The sequence below is a fragment of the Mesorhizobium sp. genome (assembly GCF_004962245.1).
Lineage (GTDB): Bacteria > Pseudomonadota > Alphaproteobacteria > Rhizobiales > Rhizobiaceae > Mesorhizobium.
Map to the genome: position 1 here is coordinate 101,811 of NZ_SUHQ01000003.1, position 17,950 is coordinate 119,760.

18 protein-coding genes, 2 tRNA genes and 1 riboswitch are annotated in these 17,950 nt (G+C 62.8%); of the genes, 5 read left to right on the plus strand and 15 right to left on the minus strand.

Features of this window, described 5'->3' with window-relative positions:
* Nucleotides 1–203: 203 nt before the first annotated feature.
* On the plus strand, nucleotides 204–941 hold the full coding sequence (locus E5X88_RS04110; RefSeq protein WP_292158960.1) for a creatininase family protein: 738 nt from the start codon (nucleotides 204–206) through the stop codon (nucleotides 939–941).
* Between the two features lie 169 nt (nucleotides 942–1,110).
* Here the strand turns inward: E5X88_RS04110 and E5X88_RS04115 are convergent, their stop codons facing one another.
* The 3 genes from E5X88_RS04115 to E5X88_RS04125 form a co-directional block, all read right to left on the minus strand.
* Complete coding sequence (locus E5X88_RS04115) at nucleotides 1,111–2,028, minus strand: carbohydrate ABC transporter permease (protein WP_292158531.1); 918 nt, start codon at nucleotides 2,026–2,028, stop codon at nucleotides 1,111–1,113.
* Between the two features lie 13 nt (nucleotides 2,029–2,041).
* Nucleotides 2,042–3,163, minus strand: a complete 1,122-nt coding sequence (locus tag E5X88_RS04120; RefSeq protein ID WP_292158533.1) for a carbohydrate ABC transporter permease — start codon at nucleotides 3,161–3,163, stop codon at nucleotides 2,042–2,044.
* A 101-nt stretch (nucleotides 3,164–3,264) separates the two neighbouring features.
* Nucleotides 3,265–4,929, minus strand: coding sequence for a sugar ABC transporter substrate-binding protein (locus E5X88_RS04125; protein WP_292158535.1), 1,665 nt, complete (start codon nucleotides 4,927–4,929; stop codon nucleotides 3,265–3,267).
* A gap of 291 nt (nucleotides 4,930–5,220) precedes the next feature.
* On the opposite strand from E5X88_RS04125, the gene ugpC reads away from it, so the two are divergent.
* Genes ugpC through rbsK form a run of 3 tightly spaced genes read left to right on the plus strand, consistent with a single transcriptional unit; the run spans nucleotide 5,221 to nucleotide 7,699 of the window.
* Nucleotides 5,221–6,279 (plus strand): sn-glycerol-3-phosphate ABC transporter ATP-binding protein UgpC, encoded by a 1,059-nt coding sequence (gene ugpC, locus E5X88_RS04130; protein WP_292158537.1) that lies wholly within the window; start codon nucleotides 5,221–5,223, stop codon nucleotides 6,277–6,279.
* A 33-nt stretch (nucleotides 6,280–6,312) separates the two neighbouring features.
* Nucleotides 6,313–6,765, plus strand: coding sequence for an RbsD/FucU family protein (locus tag E5X88_RS04135; RefSeq protein ID WP_145720793.1), 453 nt, complete (start codon nucleotides 6,313–6,315; stop codon nucleotides 6,763–6,765).
* Between the two features lie 4 nt (nucleotides 6,766–6,769).
* Nucleotides 6,770–7,699, plus strand: a complete 930-nt coding sequence (gene rbsK / locus E5X88_RS04140) for a ribokinase (RefSeq protein ID WP_292158541.1) — start codon at nucleotides 6,770–6,772, stop codon at nucleotides 7,697–7,699.
* A 98-nt stretch (nucleotides 7,700–7,797) separates the two neighbouring features.
* Here the strand turns inward: rbsK and E5X88_RS04145 are convergent, their stop codons facing one another.
* The 4 genes from E5X88_RS04145 to E5X88_RS04160 form a co-directional block, all read right to left on the minus strand.
* On the minus strand, nucleotides 7,798–8,136 hold the full coding sequence (locus E5X88_RS04145; protein ID WP_292158543.1) for a DUF190 domain-containing protein: 339 nt from the start codon (nucleotides 8,134–8,136) through the stop codon (nucleotides 7,798–7,800).
* Nucleotides 8,137–8,139: 3 nt separating this feature from the next.
* Nucleotides 8,140–8,628 carry a fluoride efflux transporter CrcB gene (crcB, locus tag E5X88_RS04150; RefSeq protein ID WP_292158545.1) on the minus strand — a complete coding sequence of 163 codons (489 nt, stop codon included), beginning with the start codon at nucleotides 8,626–8,628 and terminating at the stop codon, nucleotides 8,140–8,142.
* Complete coding sequence (gene crcB, locus E5X88_RS04155; protein WP_292158547.1) at nucleotides 8,625–9,026, minus strand: fluoride efflux transporter CrcB; 402 nt, start codon at nucleotides 9,024–9,026, stop codon at nucleotides 8,625–8,627. Before crcB (E5X88_RS04155) ends, crcB (E5X88_RS04150) begins: the two co-directional genes overlap by 4 nt.
* Before the next feature lie 189 nt (nucleotides 9,027–9,215).
* Nucleotides 9,216–9,277: riboswitch (Fluoride riboswitch) on the minus strand.
* Nucleotides 9,278–9,403: 126 nt separating this feature from the next.
* A tRNA-Asp gene (locus E5X88_RS04160) sits at nucleotides 9,404–9,480 on the minus strand.
* Between the two features lie 215 nt (nucleotides 9,481–9,695).
* Here E5X88_RS04160 and E5X88_RS04165 point away from each other — a divergent pair.
* Nucleotides 9,696–9,771 (plus strand) — tRNA-Val (locus E5X88_RS04165).
* 48 nt (nucleotides 9,772–9,819) lie between these two features.
* Here E5X88_RS04165 and E5X88_RS04170 read toward each other — a convergent pair.
* The 8 genes from E5X88_RS04170 to E5X88_RS04205 all read right to left on the minus strand — a co-directional run bounded on the left by E5X88_RS04170 (nucleotide 9,820) and on the right by E5X88_RS04205 (nucleotide 17,862).
* Nucleotides 9,820–10,299 carry a gamma-glutamylcyclotransferase family protein gene (locus E5X88_RS04170; protein ID WP_292158549.1) on the minus strand — a complete coding sequence of 160 codons (480 nt, stop codon included), beginning with the start codon at nucleotides 10,297–10,299 and terminating at the stop codon, nucleotides 9,820–9,822.
* Nucleotides 10,300–10,622: 323 nt separating this feature from the next.
* Complete coding sequence (locus E5X88_RS04175; RefSeq protein ID WP_292158552.1) at nucleotides 10,623–11,408, minus strand: SDR family NAD(P)-dependent oxidoreductase; 786 nt, start codon at nucleotides 11,406–11,408, stop codon at nucleotides 10,623–10,625.
* Nucleotides 11,405–12,400 carry an ABC transporter permease gene (locus E5X88_RS04180; protein ID WP_292158554.1) on the minus strand — a complete coding sequence of 332 codons (996 nt, stop codon included), beginning with the start codon at nucleotides 12,398–12,400 and terminating at the stop codon, nucleotides 11,405–11,407. Before E5X88_RS04180 ends, E5X88_RS04175 begins: the two co-directional genes overlap by 4 nt.
* A gap of 163 nt (nucleotides 12,401–12,563) precedes the next feature.
* Nucleotides 12,564–13,604, minus strand: a complete 1,041-nt coding sequence (locus E5X88_RS04185; protein WP_292158555.1) for a sugar ABC transporter substrate-binding protein — start codon at nucleotides 13,602–13,604, stop codon at nucleotides 12,564–12,566.
* Between the two features lie 40 nt (nucleotides 13,605–13,644).
* The gene (locus E5X88_RS04190) at nucleotides 13,645–14,409 is read right to left on the minus strand and encodes an ATP-binding cassette domain-containing protein (protein WP_292158556.1); all 765 of its coding nucleotides are present in this window, start codon (nucleotides 14,407–14,409) and stop codon (nucleotides 13,645–13,647) included.
* A gap of 17 nt (nucleotides 14,410–14,426) precedes the next feature.
* On the minus strand, nucleotides 14,427–15,593 hold the full coding sequence (locus tag E5X88_RS04195) for an ROK family transcriptional regulator (RefSeq protein ID WP_292158557.1): 1,167 nt from the start codon (nucleotides 15,591–15,593) through the stop codon (nucleotides 14,427–14,429).
* Nucleotides 15,594–15,919: 326 nt separating this feature from the next.
* The gene (locus E5X88_RS04200) at nucleotides 15,920–17,206 is read right to left on the minus strand and encodes a M23 family metallopeptidase (protein ID WP_292158558.1); all 1,287 of its coding nucleotides are present in this window, start codon (nucleotides 17,204–17,206) and stop codon (nucleotides 15,920–15,922) included.
* A 188-nt stretch (nucleotides 17,207–17,394) separates the two neighbouring features.
* On the minus strand, nucleotides 17,395–17,862 hold the full coding sequence (locus E5X88_RS04205; RefSeq protein ID WP_292158559.1) for a peroxiredoxin: 468 nt from the start codon (nucleotides 17,860–17,862) through the stop codon (nucleotides 17,395–17,397).
* Nucleotides 17,863–17,950: the final 88 nt, after the last annotated feature.

Genomic DNA, 17,950 nt, shown 5'->3' on the forward strand with positions numbered 1-17,950 from the left:
ATTTGCATTTGCCCCGACACTATCATGCCTGTGGCACATCAAAAGCATTCGCGGCCGTTGGACACGGATTTTCGCGGTGATAGCATGAGCAAAAACAAGCTGTTCGGGGAAGATGTGACCAAACAATCCAGATGGGTTTTGATGCCGGCAAGCTGGTGGCCTGCCATGACGAATACCAGCACAAGTCTGTTCAGGATTATGCCATGCGCTATGAACTGATGCTGCCGCACCAGATCCGCAAGGCGATCGCCGAGAATTGGCCGGTCGTGCTCCCGCTCGGCGTGCTCGAATACCATGGCGAGCACATGGCAGTCGGCATGGATACGCTGGCGGTCGCCAAGATGCTGGAGCTGTTCGAAAAGCAAGCCGACATCGTCATCCTGCCGCCGTTCTATTACGGCGCGGCGAGCTACGCGGTGGCGGTGCCGGAAGGCAACGGGTCGGTTCAGGTCGGCGGCAATGCGCTGGCGCCGTTCGGCGAAGAGCTGTTCTACAGCCTGCTGCGCATCGGCTTTCGCAACATCCACGCCATCATCCACCACCAGACCGAGAATTTTGCCGCCGGCATGCCGACCGACCTCGCCTTCAAGACCGCCGGCCGCCAGGCGATCTTCCGCTTCCTCGAGAAGGAGCGCGGCGAGGGCTGGTGGGGCTCGGAGACGATGGCCGACTACTATGCCGAGCTGGGCGCCAATTTCTTCAACTGGGTGCAGGTGCATCCGTTGATGCCGGCCGCGATGAACGGCCAGTATCCGTTCGATCATGCCGGCATCGGCGAGACGTCGCTGATGCTGGCGCTGTGCCCCGAAGCGGTGGATGCCGCTCATTTCGCAGACAACAAGAGCTGGTACACGGCGAGCGCGCCGGAAGCCTCGGCTGAACTTGGGCAAAAGGGCGTCGCCAGGATCCTCGAGCATTTGCGGGCGATATTGACGGCCTAGCGCGGTTGTTCCTTCTCCCCTTGTGGGAGAAGGTGGCCGAGCGAAGCTCGGTTGGATGAGGGGTGTTCCAGCTTGGCGCCATCACACCCCGTCCAGAACCCCTCAACCGTCTTGGCGCTACGCGCCAATCCACCTTCTCCCACAAGGGGAGAAGGGAAGGCCAGACCTGCTACTTCACCGCACCCGCGGTCATGCCCATGATCAGATAGCGCTCCAGCGCGATGCCGATGACGGCGAGCGGCGTGATCGCGGCGGTGGCAAGGGCGGCCATCGACCACCAGTTGATGCCTTGCGAGCCGGTCTGGCTCGCCACCATGACAGGAATGGTCTTGGCGTCGGTCGAGGTCAGCAGGGCGGCGAAGAAATACTCGTTCCAGCACAGCACCATTGCCAGGATGAAGGCGGCGACCATGCCCGGCAGCGCGATCGGCATGACGATGCGGAAGAAGGCCCCCCAGATCGACAGGCCGTCGACGAGGGCTGCTTCCTCCAGCTCGACCGGGATCGAATTGAACTGGTCGCGCATGATCCAGATGACGATCGGCAGCACCATCAGCGTGTAGAGCAGGATCAGCCCGATGCGTGTGTCGAGCATGCCGACTTCGCGGTACAGCACGAGGAAGGGCAGGGCGAGCACGACCGGCGGCAGGATCAGCTGCGACAGGAAGAAGAAGGAAATATCCTGGTTCTTGAACCAGCCGAATTTGTAGCGATAGCGGGTAAGGCCGTAGGCGGCGAGGCTACCTATGACGATGGCGAGGCTCGATGCGCCGACCGAGGTGATGACTGAGTTCATGAAGCGTTTGATGAACTCGTCGCGCACCGTCGAGGTCCTGAAGATCGAGTCCGGCGACAGGCCGAGCGAGCGCCAGCCTTTCCAGTCCGGCTGGAAGTCGACGAACGGGATGAGATGGCCCTGGGTGACGTCGACCGCCGTCTTGAACGAAGTGGTTATCGTCCAGTAGATCGGGAACAGGCAGATGAAGGCCCAGAAGACCAGCGCGCCATAGATGAAGACGCGGTTGGCGACAAAGCTCGCCGGCGAGCGGATTTCGGAAGCGGCATAGTCGGTGGTCTGAACACTCATGTCGCCGCCCCAATCAATTGACGTTACGCACGAAGCGGTTGGCTGCTTTCAACAGCCACGTCACGAACACGATGATGATGATGAGGTAGGCCATCGCCAGCATGGTGCCGTAGCCGACATTCGAACGGTCGCGGTACTCGCGGTAAATGAAGCTCGACACGGAATCGGTCGCGCCGCCCGGTCCGCCCGAGGTGACAGTGATGATGATGTCGGCGAGCTTCAGCTTGAAGATGATGCGCAGGATGATCGCCGTCACCGACACCGGCAGCATCAGCGGGAAGGTGACCTGCCAGAAGGTCTGCCAGGCATTGGCGCCGTCCACCCTGGCGGCCTCGAGCACTTCGCGCGACATCGCCTGAAGGCCGGCGAGCAGCATGATCATCATGAACGGGATGAAGGTCCAGGCATCGAGCACCATGATCGAGATACGTGCGGTGATCGGATTCGAGAAGAAGGCCGGGTTTTCCCAGCCAAGCTGGCGCGCCAGCGCCGCGGCCGGCCCGAACCGGTATTCCATCAGCGACTTGCCGATCATCCACGACACCGCGACCGGCGACAGCATCAACGGCATGAGGAAGACCACGCGGAAGAATTTGCGCGCCTTGATCTGTGCATTGAGAAGCAGTGCAAGGCCAAAGGCGATGACGTACTCGACCAGCACGGCGAGCACATAGAGCACCATGTTGAGCAGCGCGTTGCGGTAGTAGGGATCGGCCAGCATCTGCCAGAAATTGTCGAGCCCGTTGAATTTCCGGCCGGAGAAGGAGCTGAGGTTCCAGTCGGTGAGCGCGATGTAGAAGCCGAACAGCGTCGGGAAGATCACCATGGCTATGGTGAACAGCAGCGCCGGCAGCAGGAACAGCGCGCGCTGGCCGTCTTCGCCGCGCGTCAGCACCTGGCCGACGCCGAGCGCAACGCCCCACAGCACATACGCATAGACGACCGGCCGCCAGGTCTCGAAGCCGATGGTGTCGACCTCTGTCTTGTACAGGATCTGGATTGCAATCACCGCCAGCAGGCCGAGCGTCGCAATAGCCATCAACGCCCTGCCGAGCCGCTTGCTGCCCGGCGATATCAGATCGGATGGAGCGGCGTTTGCCGGCCACGCATTCGTGGGCAAAGTCTGGTCAGCCACGCGTCTCGTCCGTTCACTGAAGGCTTCCATGACCGGCTGGTCGGTCAAGCTGCGGTCCGGCGGCTTCGTGTCGCCGGACCACGGTTCACTGCGGTTTCAGCCTACATGCCGAGCGAGGCCTTGTAGAGCTTGATCTGGTTGTCGCGGCCGATCTGGTCGGTCAGCTTCTCCCAGGCGGCTGCGATGGCGTCGGCGCCTTCCTGCGCCGTCATCTTGCCGGCGAATGTGTTGGCAAGGACGTCCTCGGCGGCGCTGTAATATTGGAAGATGCCGGGAATGCGCGGCTCGATCGCGGCGTTCGGATGGTTGTAGCTGTCGGCCTCCGACTTCAGATAGGAGGTGATGAACGCCTCGTCATAACCGGCCGCCACCCATTCCGGAATGTCGAAATGCGAGTTGCGGTAGGGCTGGAAGCCGGACGGGTACATGGCCGTCCAGATCGACAGGTCCTTGCCGCCGAGATGGGCCGCGGCGGACCATGCCGCCTTCTTCTTCTTTTCGTCGCTATCGACGCGCGCCATGACGTAGACGCCCCAGCCGAGATAGGCGCAGTTCGGCGCATAATTCGGGCCGCTGGCGAGCTTGTCCCACTGGCCGGTCTTGGAATTGTAGACGTCGTCCGAGCCCGGCAGGATCGAGAAGCCGGTGACGTCGCCGACGACCGACGAGTCGTTGGTCTTGACGTTGGAACCGACGTCGCCCCACCAGGTGACCATCGAACCGGTGCCGGCCAGGAACTGCTGGAAGGCGGTGGTGTTCGGGTCGGCATTGATCTGGTCGGCAGGCTCGGAGGGCAGGGCGTCGATCACGTCCTGAATCGCCCGCACCCAGGCCGGATTGTTGATGCGCGGCTTCATCGTATCGGCATCGAACAGCCAGGCCTTGTCGTCGGGATGCTTCGCATAGGCGCTGGCGCGGCTGCCGAGGAAGTAGAAGCCGAAGCCGCCCCACGCCTTGGGCGCGTCGAGATAGCCGAAGACGTCCTGGCCCTGGAACTGCTTGCCCTTGAGGAACTTGGTCACGGCCTGCACCTGCTGCCAGGTCTTCGGCACGCCCCATTCACCCCCACCGCCGCTGTCCTTCCACGCCGCGGCGAGGTCGGCATCGGCGAACACGTCGGTGCGGTAGTTGAAGTTGTGCGCGTCGCCGTCGACGGTCACGCGGTACTGCTTGCCGTCCCAGGTGCCGACCGGCGGCTGCAGATAGGCCACGACATCGTTCATGTCGATCTGCTCTTTGACCCAATCCGGCATTTCGGAGGTCAGGCCCTTGCCACAGACGTCGCCTTCGAATGGCGCGCCCATCTCGATGATGTCGAAATCGACGGTGCCGGTGGCGATCGACTGCTGCAGGCGGGCGTTGTAATCCGCCTGTGCCAGGTCGATCCAGTTGATCTTGGCGCCGGTATAGGTCTCCCACGGCTTCAGGAAGCCGCGAAACAGCACATTGTGCAGGTTCTGGTTGTTGAGCCCCATGAAGGTGAGCTGGACGCCGGCGAATTCGCCTTCCTTGACGTTGGCCTTGGTCGCCTCCAGGCAAAGCTCGCCGACCTGCTGGAAGTCGGCATCGGTCGGCTGGCCCTTGCCGACACCGGGGATCTGCAGGATCTGCGCGCGCAGCTCGCTTGCGGCGGAAGCCGGGCGCGTCAGCGCGCCAAGCCCGGCGCCGGATGCCGCTGCGATCGCGGCCATGCTGGCCGCTCCCTTGAGGACATCGCGGCGCGTGGCTCCCGCGCGCATGAATTGGTTGTAAAGGCTGACTTTCATCTCGTTCCTCCCAGAATCTCAATGATGATTGTTTCGGATACAGAAGCGCTGATCGTGTTCCCCAAAAACAGCGGCTCCTGGAAATGGCGGCCCAAACTTTCCTCCCGCGACACTTCGATTTCCCTGTCCGGACAAGCGAGCCGGCGCACGGAACAGGGCCAGAACCTCAGCACTTTTCACTATTCTCACAACCAGGTGCCGTGTCAACGACAATTGGTTTTTTATCTATAAGAGACTGACTTGCCCTAGCCGTTCGCGTTGTTTAGCTTCACCGCAACGAAAGGGGGGCCAATGGCTCAAGTCGCGATCAGCAATGTGGCCAAGGCGTTCGGAACGGTCAAGGTCCTGCACGATGTCAGCGTCGACATCGCCGACGGGCAATTCGTGGTGCTGGTCGGTCCTTCGGGATGCGGCAAGTCCACGCTGCTCAGGATGGTGGCGGGACTGGAAACCGTTTCGGGCGGCACGATCGCCATCGGCGACCGCGTCGTCAACCATCTGCCGCCGGCTAAGCGCGACATCGCCATGGTGTTCCAGAATTATGCGCTTTATCCGCACAAGACGGTCGAGCAGAACATGGCCTTTGCGCTGAAGCTGCGGAAGACCGATCCGGCGGTGGTCAAAGAGCGGGTCAAGCGCGCCGCCGACATCCTCGACCTCAACCCGTATCTCAAGCGCTATCCGCGCCAGCTCTCGGGTGGCCAGCGCCAGCGCGTCGCCATGGGCCGCGCCATCGTGCGCAACCCGCAGGTGTTCCTGTTCGATGAGCCGCTGTCCAATCTCGACGCAAAGCTGCGCGTCCAGATGCGCACCGAGATCAAGGAACTGCACCAGCGGCTGAAGACCACCACCATCTACGTCACGCACGACCAGATCGAAGCCATGACCATGGCCGACAAGATCGTGGTGATGCGCGACGGCCGCATCGAACAGGTCGGCGCCCCGTTGGAACTGTTCGACCGGCCGGCCAATCTGTTCGTCGCCGGCTTCATCGGCTCGCCGTCGATGAACCTGCTCAAGGGTGTCGTGCGCAAGGCCGACAAACCTGTCGTCGAGATATCAGGAACGCCGTTCCCGATTGCCACGAACAGCAAGGTGGAGGACGGGCGCAATGTCGTCTACGGCGTGCGGCCCGAGCATCTCGAAATCCATCCCGACGGCGTGCCTGCGAAGATTTCGGTGGTCGAGCCGACCGGCTCTGAGACGCTGGTGTTCCTGCGCTTCGGCGACGGCGAGATGGTGGCGCTGTTCCGTGAGCGCCACGACTTCAAGCCCGGCGACACGCTGCACCTGAAACCCCGGCTTGACCAGGTCCATCTCTTCGACGCAGAGACCGGCCACCGGCTCTGATTTCACATCAAAAACCCGTTCGGGAGGAATGCCATGCTCAAAGGGATCGATCCGCTGCTCAACGCCGACGTGCTCCAGGCGCTGCGGGCGATGGGCCATGGCGACGATCTGATCATTGCCGACACCAATTTCCCGTCCGATTCGGTGGCGCGCCAGACCGTGCTCGGGCGGCTGCTGCGCATCGACGCGCCGGCCGCGGATGTGGTCAAGGCGGTGCTGTCGCTCTATCCGCTGGACAATTTCGTCGACGACGCAGCCGCCCGCATGGAGATCGTCGGGAAGCCGGACGAGATTCCACCCGTACAGACGGAAGTGCAAAGAGAGATCGACGCCGCGGAGGGCAAGGCCTGGCCGATGATCTCGGTCGAGCGCTACGCCTTCTACGAGCGCGCCAAGAAGGCCTATTGCGTCATCCAGACCGGCGAGCGCCGCTTCTATGGCTGTTTTGCGTTCCGCAAGGGCGTCGTGCCACCGGATGCGGAGTAGGCGCATGGCGTCCGGCAAGCCTGTCGTCATACTGGGCGTCTTCGTCGCCGACACCGCCTATCGCGCTGCCCGGCAGCCGCGCATGGGCGAGACGATCCTTGGCACGTCCTTCACGCTCGGCCCGGGCGGCAAGGGCTCCAACCAGGCGGTCGCGGCCGGCCGGCTCGGCGCCGACATCACCTTCCTGACGCGCCTTGGCGTCGATCCCTTTGCCGAGATGGCCAGGCAAACGTGGGCGCAGGCCGGCGTGAAGAGCGCCGTCATCGACACGCCGGAGAGTTACACGGGTGCGGCTTATATTTTCGTGGAGGAGACGACCGGCAACAACGCCATCATCGTCAGCCCCGGCGCGGCCATGCTGATTTCGCCCGAGGACATCGAGGCCCATGCCGGCCTGATCCGCTCGGCCGGCGTCTTCGTCACCCAGCTCGAACAGCCGATCGAGGCGGCGCTGCGGGCGCTGGAGATCGCGCGCGGGGCAGGGGTGACGACCATCCTCAATCCAGCGCCGGCGGCAAGCCTGCCTGACCGCATCTATCCGCTCTGCGACTACGTCACGCCCAACGAGACCGAGGCTGAGGAACTGACCGGCATCAAGGTGTCCTCCATCGACGACGCCCGCCGCGCCGCCGACAGTCTGCTGAAAAAGGGCGTCGGCGCGGTTATCGTGACGCTCGGCGAGAAGGGCGCGCTGTTGCATGCGGCCCAGCGCTCCGACCATGTCGGCGCGATCAATGCCGGCCCCGTGGTCGAAACAACCGGGGCAGGCGACGCGTTCAATGGCGGCCTGGCCGCAGCACTGGCGAGAGGGGTGGAACCGCTGCAGGCGGTCCGCTTCGCCTGTGCTGTCGCCGGCATTTCGGTCACGCGGCCAGGCACCGCGCCGTCGATGCCGACGCTGGAGGAAGTCGAGGCCTTGCTCGCCAGGGGTTGAGATCGGTCCTGGATCTGAAGCAGCACGGAACCAGTGCGGTCGATAGCGTATCCCGCACTATCGGACCCGAAGGGCACGTCCGCAGGTGCCGGAGCATGTCAATTTTCGTTCACACCATATTGCAGCACCTGGACCTTCTCCAGCGTCACCAGGCCGCTGCTCATGATCGTTTCGAGCACCGGCAGGAAGCCATTGATCTTGTCCTCGCTGTCGACGATCTCGACAATCAGCGGCAGGTCTTCCGAAAGCCTGAGGATTTTTGCCGTGTGCAGCAGGCTCGAATGGCCGAAGCCCATGGCGCCCCGCAACACCGTCGCGCCCGCCAGGTCCATTTCGCGGGCCTTGAGCACAATAGATTCGTAGAGCGGGTGACCGTCGTCCCTGTCATCCTCGCCAATGAAAATGCGCAGAAGCACTGCCTGTCTCGGTATCTGCATGGTTCAAACTCCTCCCAACCGGTTGAGGCGCGATGCGGCTATGTGGCCGAGCCACACTGCAACGAGCCAGGTCGTGATCGAGACGCCGACGTTCAGTCCTGCCATCGGCCAGTCGCCTTTCTGCACGAAGCTGAACGTCTCAAGGCTGAACATCGAAAAAGTGGTGAACCCGCCGCAAATTCCGGTCATGACGAACTGGCGCTGGTGCGTCCCGGCAAAGACACGTCCGCCCGGGCCGGTTAGGGTCGCATAGAAGCCGATGACGAACGAACCGATGACATTCACGAGCAAGGTGCCCCAGGGAAAACCGGGACCAAGCCAGGCAAGGGTACCGATCGAAGCGAGGGCGCGCAGAACACTGCCGATGACGGTGCCGGCGGAAACGATCAGGTAGAGCTTCACGGCCTCAGGGACTGCCCGCCATCGGGCCTTGCCTGGGTGCGATGATGGCAAGGACTGGTTGTCGGCCTGGATCTCCTCGGTTCGCTTCATACGCTGGCACCCAGCATGATAGAGCCGACCGCAGATCCGAGCGCCACCGCAGACAGGCAGAGAACAAGAGACAAGATCACGTTGCCGCCGGCCCGGAGGAATTGGCCATCGCGAACGAGTGCCAGCGTTTGCACGCTGAACGAGGACACGGTGGTGTAGCTGCCAAGAAATCCGGTGACGGCGAACTGCCAGGCGGCAGGCGTCGGCAACGTCCCGCCGATCGCCACTGCGGCGAGCAGCCCGATAGCGAAGGCGCCGCTGACATTGGTCACCATTGTGCCCCAGGGAAACGTCTCGCCGATGTGCCGGCCGACCAAACCGGACACGAAGTACCGGGCCGGACCGCCGATAGCGCTGCCCAGAATGACCCACATCAACCCTTCGAGAATGTCCTTCATGCTTCGGAATACCGATGGCTACGATGGTTTTGCTGGCGGCTCATCGCCGCGCTTCGAAACCAGCCAGACCTTCTCCATTGCGCACTCCTTCCGGCCGGACCGGGCAATTTCGGGTGCGTGGAGTTCGGGCACCAAAAAACCCGCGGCGCGGCGGGTCGGTCCAATCGTCCAACTCCCCCCGCGCGTCTCCACGCGGCAGGAGTCATCAGCCCTTGCGGGCGGTTTTGGGGGACTCCATCCCCTTGCAACTAGACATAAGGAGGTTGTGCGAGATCGGCAAGGCGGACCGGCGGCTGATCGGCAGACAGCAGCACTCCGAATTGCCGGCCCGGCATTCAGACGTCTTCACCCACCCAACTGGCCAAGTGATTGAGAAATGGCGCGAGTGACGGGGCTCGAACCCGCGACCTCCGGCGTGACAGGCCGGCACTCTAACCGACTGAGCTACACCCGCGCACAGACGAGCACGTATTGCCGTGTTCGTCGTTGGGCGGTGGATAAGGGGTTCGCCACTGGGTGTCAAGCGCGCCGTCACAGCATAACAGCAAACAGGAGAAGGTTTTTTGACAAGCCGAACTTTGTTGCCGAAACCAGTCAGCGGCGAGGGCATTGCGTGCTCATTTGGCCTTGCGAAGCCTGCCCTAACTGCTTAAAGGTCCGGCCCGGAGCGGGCGATTAGCTCAGTTGGTAGAGCGCTTCGTTTACACCGAAGATGTCGGCGGTTCGAGCCCGTCATCGCCCACCAATTGCCACCATTATGCGACCGCTTCGGGGCGTTCGCCTGCGTCAGCAGTCAAGCCTCTTGGCTTGAGGCCAGCGTCTCAAGCCAGGCCAAATAGTCATCCGGCAGCTTGTGATGTCTGGCGCCATCCCGAATATGCCGCAGGTAGGCCGTGTCCGGCAAAAACATCCCAGCTTGCGGTTCGGCGACGTAGATCTGCATTTCGGTTGCCACGCCATTCATTGTCACCATTACCGGGAGGCGAGTGTAGCTGTTCAGGTTCCGGTTCCGGCCGGGCTGGTAGCCCTCCTTCTGATCGAGCAGAGCCAGGTCGATGGCCGTCAAGCGGTAGACGGCGCCCCAGACCTCGGCTCCTTCCAGAGGTTCCACCGATGACACTCCGCAATTGCGTTTCACAGACATCCTGGGGAAACACAGGGCATGGCCTGGCAAATAACCCGTGCCCACGACTTCGGCGCCGGGACAGCGCTCCGTCATCTGTCGAATGTCCATGTTTGATCCGTAGGCGAAATAGAGAAACGTCTCGGTCACGCACCACACCTTTCACCGTCGTCAACGCCCAACTCGTCGCCACGGACGAGCCATTTCACGATGCCAATGATTGCAAAGCCGCATCCCAGTCGCGACCTGACGCTTCAAATTGGCCTTGCGGACTATCGATGTTTGGGCAGGGAATTGTCCACCGCTCATCCCAAGGCATCGTCAGGACGTGCAGTGGGTCGATCGCTTCGCTGGCGCAAAGGCAAGCCGCCTGGCGACATAGATGCAATCTCTCGGCAGTTGGGCGCATCGCCGGTCTTGAGGCAGATCAGGCAAGCGCTGCGCGATCGGCCGCCATTGCCTGGCGCAGGAAATCATGGCGGGAGCAACCGAAAATCCTTGCCTTCGGGCAGCAGCTGCCCGCCGTCGACGATGATGGTCGTGCCGGTGATGTAGCTGGCATCGTCCGAGGCGAGGAATAGGAAGGCATTGGCCACGTCGCGAGGACTGCCGAGACGACCGAGCGGGATGGCGTCTTCCATGTTCTTGATGAAGGCCGGGCCGCGATGCAGCTGGATTGCCTCGGTGAGGATATTGCCCGGCTCGACTCCGTTGACGGTGATGCCATAGCCCGAAAATTCGAGAGCGGCCGAGCGGATCAGGCCGTTGATGCCGGCCTTGGTCGCCGAATAATGACCGTGGCCGGGGCTGGTGACGTGCGGACCGGTGATGGAGGAGGTGAACAGCATGCGGCCAAAATGCTGCGTCTTCATCGGCACGAGCGCGGCACGGGCGGCATTGAAAGTGCCGCGCAGATTGACCGCCATGACACGGTCCCAGTCATCCGGACTGGTGTTTTCCAACAACTGCCAGGGGTAGATGCCGGCATTCTGGACCAGGATGTCGAGACGGCCGTGATGTTCGAGCGCCAGGGCGACGGCGGCCTCCGCATCCGCCATCTGCGAGATGTCGGTGCGGATGAAGGCGGCACCGAGCTCGCCCGCGGTCGCTTGCCCGGCCTCGACCTCAGTATCGGCCAGGACCAGCTTCGCACCCTCTTCGGCGAAGCGTTGTGCGATGCCCTTGCCGATGCCGCGGGCACTGCCGACGATCAGCGCGACCTTGTCCGAAAGTCTTCCGATCTCTGGACGGCCGGTCATGCCAGCCTCTGGCGAATGGTTTGCTTGAAAGCGTCGAGCAGCACGGCGGCAAGCACGAGCAGGCCGTGGATCACCTGGGTGAAGTTGGCCGGAAGGCCCATGAGGTTGATCGCCGTGTTGATGGCCGACAGCAACAGCACGCCGGCATAGACGCCGGGCAAGGTGCCGACGCCGCCCTTCAGGCTGACACCGCCGATGACGACGGCGGCGAAGGCGTTGAACAGCAGGCCGACGCCGAGATTGGCGGTGGCGCCGGAGGTGCGGATCGCCAGCAGCCAGCCGGCCAGGCCGGCGATGGCGCCAGCGAGAACGAAGGCAATGACGAGGTTGCGGTTCACGCGGATGCCGGCGCGGAAGGTTGCGGTCTCGTTGCCGCCAATCATGATGAGGTGCCTGCCGAATGGTGTCTTGGCCATGATCAGCGAGAAGATCACGAAACATGCAATGGCGATCCAGGCGGTGAGCGGCAGGCCAAGGAGGCGCTGTATGGCGAACCAGCGGATTGCCGGCGCAAGATCCTGTGCCGAGCGGCCGCCGGAAATAACCAGCACGAGGCCCCGCACCCAGATGTAGGACGCCAGCGTGATGATGAAAGCACTCATCTTCACCTTCACCACCAGGTAGCCGTTGATTACACCGATGATGCCGCCGACGATCAAAGCAATAAGCAGCGAAACCGGGACCATCAGCCATTCCGGGTGCAATTGGACACCAAGGCCGATACCCGACGAGCAGAACAGGATCCCGACCGCCATGGCACTGAGCGCCGCCACGGATTCGACCGACAGGTCCATGTGGCCGGTGATGATGACCAGCGCCAGGCCGATCGACATGACGCCAAGCACGCTCGATGCCTCGATGATGTTGGCGAATATGCCGAGCTGGAAGTAGTTCGGAACGAAGATGGAGAAGACCACCAGCACGAAGACCAGCATGAACCAGACAAGATTGTCGAGGACGAACTCAAGGGCGCGGCGCGTGCGGGGATTCATGTGCTGATCCGGCTGGCGCGTGGCCCCCGAAAATCAATTCGATTCCCGGAGCATCATGCGCGGATTGAAATCGCTGCAGCGTTCCTTGCACGTCCGTTCGGACGTGCTGGGCTGCGGAGGTCGAGCTCCGGGCCGGCGTGGCCCGGAGCCCCAGGCGACTTGGCTATTCGACCGGCTTCACGGTGTCCGAAGGCGGTTTCATATTGCCCCAGAAGGCCGGGTTGTCGACGTTTTCCTTGGTGATTGCAGCGCCGGGGATCTTGATGTTCGGCCCCCAGGCCTCAATGGTCACGGTCGACTTCAGGCCGAGCACGTCGTACTCGCCCGGCTTGATCTCCTGCTTGTTGACGACCTTGTCCATGAACATGGCGACGGCGGCGGCCTGAGCGTAGAGCGGCTGCTCGACTTCGACGTTGAGCCAACCCTTGCGGATCAGGTCGAGGCCGACCGGAGCACCGTTCGAACTCATCAGCATGACATCGCCCGGCTTCTTGCCAGCGGCCTCGAGCGAGGCGACGGCAGCGACCGAGAGATGGGCGGCGTGGCTGAAGATCAGGTCGATATCCGGGTTGGCGAGCATCTGGTCGGCAACGATGGTGCCGGCATTGCTGGCTTCCCATTGCATGGCCGGAACCGAGATGATCGTGACGTCCGGGAACGCCTTCATCTTCTCCTCGAAACCCTTCTGGATGTCGAGCGTGTAGGGGTCGCCGGGATCGCCGAGCACCTGGAGGACCTTGCCTTTCACCGACCCGTTCTTCGCCTTCAAGAGCGTCTCGGTCTGATCGGCGGCGACGTGGCCGATCTCGACGGTTCCCGCCACCGACGTGAAGTCGGAGGGCGTTGAGGTGATCTGGCGGTCGAATTCGACCACCGGGATGCCGGCGGCGCGGGCGGCCTCGATCGACGGCTTGAGCGCATTGAAATCGACGGCTGCGAGAATGATCGCCGACGGCTTCAGCGCGATGACGTCGTTCATCTGCGATTGCTGAGCGTCGGTCTTGTTATCGGCGTTCAGCGTCTTCATCTCGTAGCCGACCTGCTTCAGGAACAATTCCAGAGCGCTCACCGAGCCGGTCTGGAATTCGTCGAGCAGTGTCGGCACCATATAGTAGACGGTGCCCTTGGACTGGGCGAATGCCGGCGTGAGCGTGGCAAAGGCCAGTGCCAGGATACCGAAGACAGCAAGAAGTATTTTCTTCATGTCGTTCGCTCCTTTTGCGCCGGACCCCTCATTTTGTCCCTCAGCTTGCCGGTCCGGCACCGGCGAGCGTCTCGCCGGTGATCATGTCGATCACCGCATCGGGACTTGTTTTGTTGCGCGCGACATCGCCCGCCACGACACCTTGCCGGATCACCACGATCCGGTCGGCGACCTGGAAGGCCTGTTGCATGATATGGGTGATGATGACGACGCCGATGCCCTGGCCCGCCACCTGGCGGATCATGTCGAGGCCGCGCCGCGTCTGCTCGACGCCGAGTGCTGCGAACGGCTCGTCGAGAAGCACGAGCTTGCCGCCAAAATGCACGAACCGGTTGAGCTCGATCGCCTGCCGCTGGCCGCCCGAGAGGTGCTCGACGTTCGTGCGCAACGAGGGGATGCGCGTGCCTGCGCTGGCGAGGGCCTTTTTGACCACGTTCTCCATGGCGGGTTCGTCGAGCACGGGAACGCCAAGAAATTTCCTGGTGATCTCGCGGCCCATGAAGAAATTGGCCACCACGTCGACATTGGTGCAAAGCGAAAGATCCTGGTAGACCGTCTCGATCCCCGCGGCCTTGGCCTCGGCGGGAGACTTGGCCAGGAAGTCCTTCCCCTCGAACAGCATGCGGCCGGAGGTCGGCTCCAGCCCGCCGGCGATGATCTTGACCAATGTGGATTTGCCGGCGCCATTGTCGCCCAGAAGCGCCACCACCTCGCCCTTGCCGATCGAGAAGCTGATCCCCTTGAGCGCTTCGATCGCGCCATAGTTCTTGGTGACGTTGTCGAGCACCAGCAGGGGTTCGCTCATGCCAGGCTGAGCTCCGATCATGCCGCGATCCCCTTGCTATGCAGGAGATCGCGCCCGCGTCCGCGTTCGGTCGTGAATATCTGGCCGAAGCGCGGCGAAAGCACGCCGGAAACAACAAGGGCTGCGGCCCCGCGCAGCACCGCGTGCTGCCCGCCGTGTGCGACGGTGACGCGAGGCGTCGTGCGGTCTCCTCGCGCCGAAACCGAGTTGGGAAGGTTCGCAGCCGAGCCGGCCAGCCGTTCAAGCAGATCGGTGGACGCCAGTCCGCCGAGGATGATGGTTTCGGGGTCGAACAGATTCTCGACGATGGTGATGGCGTTGCGGAAGATCGGCCCGACTTCATCAACCCATTCGGCGTCGCTGACGTTCCGGCGCCGCAGCGCTTCGAGCGAGAGGTATCTTTCGAGGCAGCCGCGATTACCGCAGGGGCAAGGCTCGCCATCCTGCACCACAGGGATGTGTCCGATCTCGCCGGCATTTCCCCAGGCGCCGCGCAAGGCGCTTCCGTCATGAACCATGACGCCGCCAAGACCGACACCGAAATAGAGATAGTAGTATTCGGAATATCCCGCCCCGAGCCCGTACAGGCGCTCGCCCATGGCGGCAGCCGCCATGTCGGTTTCGAAAAACGCCGGCAGTCCGGTCGAGGCTTCCAGCCGTTCCCGAAGCGCCACGTCTTTCCAGCCGGCCATCGTCGTCGGGCCGATAAAGCTCATCGATTCCACGCCGAAAGGGCCGGGCAGCGCCATGCCGATGCCGAGAACGCGACCGCCGGGCCGCAGTCCGGTCAACTCAAGCACCATCGCGCCGATCAGTTTGAAGGCATGATCGGGCGTTGCGTTGAGGGCTTCGCGGTAGGTGCTCTCGATCACGTCTCCGCTCAGATTGATCAGCGCCGCATTGATTCCGAGGGGGGTGACGTGGATGCCGACGGCATAGCCGCCCTCCGGGTTGATCCGGAGGGTCGCCGGAGGCAGCCCGCGTCCTCGCGGCTCTTCGCGCGTGGACAGGACATAGCCGTGCTCCTCCAACTCGCGAACGATGGTCGATACCGTCTGGACGGTGAGCCCGACCCGCCTGGCAATGTCGCCACGGGCGGTCGGACCATGAAGGCGAATGGATTCGAGCACGATGCGCCTGTTGTAAGGTCGCCCGAACTCCTGATTGGTCCCCCGCAGTGCCATCTCTTGCGCCCCTAGGAGACATGAGGTTCGCACCAAAGATTTATTCAGTCAAATGGAATTCAAAAATAATATCGCGCGCGATCACGGTTATGTCGAGATCCTTCACGCCCCCCTCTGTCCTGCCGGACATCTCCCCCACAAGGAGGGAGATTGGCAGCTTTGGCGCGGCGCCCATTCATGAGACGTTGGCAATTGGCGAAAGCCGGGATAACCGCCGATCTCCCCCCCAAGCGGGGAGATGTCCGGCAGGACAGAGGGGGCGCTGTCCCGCCAGCGCCAAAAAAGCAGGTGCAGCCGATAGGCTGCAACTGTGCCAGGAAATTAGATCAAAGGTACTGCGCGACCTTCTTGCCGACTCTCAGGAAACGCAGCGGGTCGATGGCTTCGCCATTGTGGCGGATCTCGTAATGCAGATGCGGACCGGTCGAGCGGCCGCTGCTGCCGGTCTTGCCGATGACGTCGCCGGCGTTGAGCTTCGTGCCGACGGTCACGCTGATTTTGCTGAGATGGCCATAGCGCGTCGCAAAGCCATTGCCATGGTCGACCTCGACCATGCGGCCATAGCCGCCGTTCCAGCCGGCCTTGACGACCACGCCGGGCGCCGTGACCTTGGCAGGCATGCCGGTCGGCGCCCTGAAATCCATCCCCGAATGCAACGCGGCGGTGCCGAGGAGCGGGTCGGTGCGTACGCCAAACGGACTGGTGACGGAGCGGCCGGGGGCGGGATTGGCGAGCGGCAGCCGTCGCGCCTCCGTCTTCAGGCGGTCGAGTGCGTCCAGGGCCTCGTCGAGCTCTCTTACCTTGCTGTCGAACACCATCGAACTGTCGAGCGGTATGAGCGGGCCGCCGGCGTCGCTCCTGCCGAAGTCGCTGTCGACCGGCAGGCCAGCCGACTCGAGCGCCTGTGAAATCGCATCGGCGTTTCTGTAGGCGTTGTCGGCAAGCGCGGTGATGCGGGTGAGCTGCTGGCTTTCAATGGCCTCGAGCGACTCGTTGATCGACACGAAGAGTTTGTCGGCACGATCAGCCGCCGTGTCGCTCGGCGCCGGATCGGAGCGGGTCGACCACAAGGAGAACGGCTTGATATCGCCTGTGCCAAGGGCGCCGACGCTGGCAACCGAATACGCCTGCTGCTGGGCGTCGGTCGCGTCGGCGCGTTGGTCCGGCTTTGCGGACGCAGCGGCACCCGCGGCAGGCGTCGTTCCGACGTCGCTCCCGGCGCGTTCGAGGATCGGGGCGAGGCGGCCATGGCGCAGGCTGAGCTGGCTCTGTCGTTCCAGCAGTTCGCCAACCTTGGTTTCCATGAGCTGCTGGTCAAGGAGCTGGCGGCTGGTGATCCGATCGACCTGGGCTCGCAGTGCGGAGATACGGTCCTCATAGGCTTGCTGCATGCGCGCCTGCCGTGCCGTGGTCGCGCCGATCAGGTCGTCGCGCAGCACGAGGTAGGAGGTCGCCAGCAGATAGCCTATGGCGATCGCCGCCAGCGCGGAGCCGCAAAACGCGGCCACCCATGGCCGTATCGTGAAATGCCTTATCTCGTTGCCCCGGGCGATAATGACCGTGTGGGGCTCCTTGCGCCTGCCAAAGACCGTTGACTGACTGGCTGCGTTCACGGGACCAAGCTTTCGTTACGACATCAACGACAAGCCTCATTACACATCATTAAGGTTAACGGTCGGTTGCTTCAGCGCAATGCCTTGCAGCCCATGGGTTGCAGCCGAATCGGCGTGAGGACACGAGGTGCAGATTTCGGCGCCTGACGATTCACGTGAGGCTTTCAGGGCTTCTGCCGGCGTCACCGTCAAAGCGTGCGGACGGCCTCCAGCACCGCTTCGGCATGGCCCTTGACGCGGACGTTCCGCCAGATCCTGGCAATCCGTCCGTCGCTGCCGATCAGGAAGGTGGCGCGCTCGACGCCCATATAGCGGCGGCCATAGAGCTTCTTCTCGACCCACAGATGGTAGGCTTCGATCACCTTACGCTCCTCATCGGCGGCCAGATCGACGGTGAGGTCATACTTCGCCTTGAATTTGTCGTGTTTTTTGACGCTATCGGGCGAGAGGCCGATCACAATGGCGCCGGCCTTCTCGAATTCCGGCTTCAATTGCGAAAAGCCGATCGCCTCATTGGTGCAGCCTGTGGTGTCGTCCTGCGGATAAAAGTAAAGCACCACCGGCCTTCCCAGCAATGCCGCGAGGCTGAGCGATCCGCCGCCATCGCGGGGAAGGTCGAATTGCGGCGCCAGATCGCCCACGTCGAGATCAGCCATATCGATGCCCTTGTTGGTGGTTACGCGCCAAGCCGCATCGATATAATGTCAAACTGGGATTCGTCCACGGTCGAGTTCGTTCAACGGA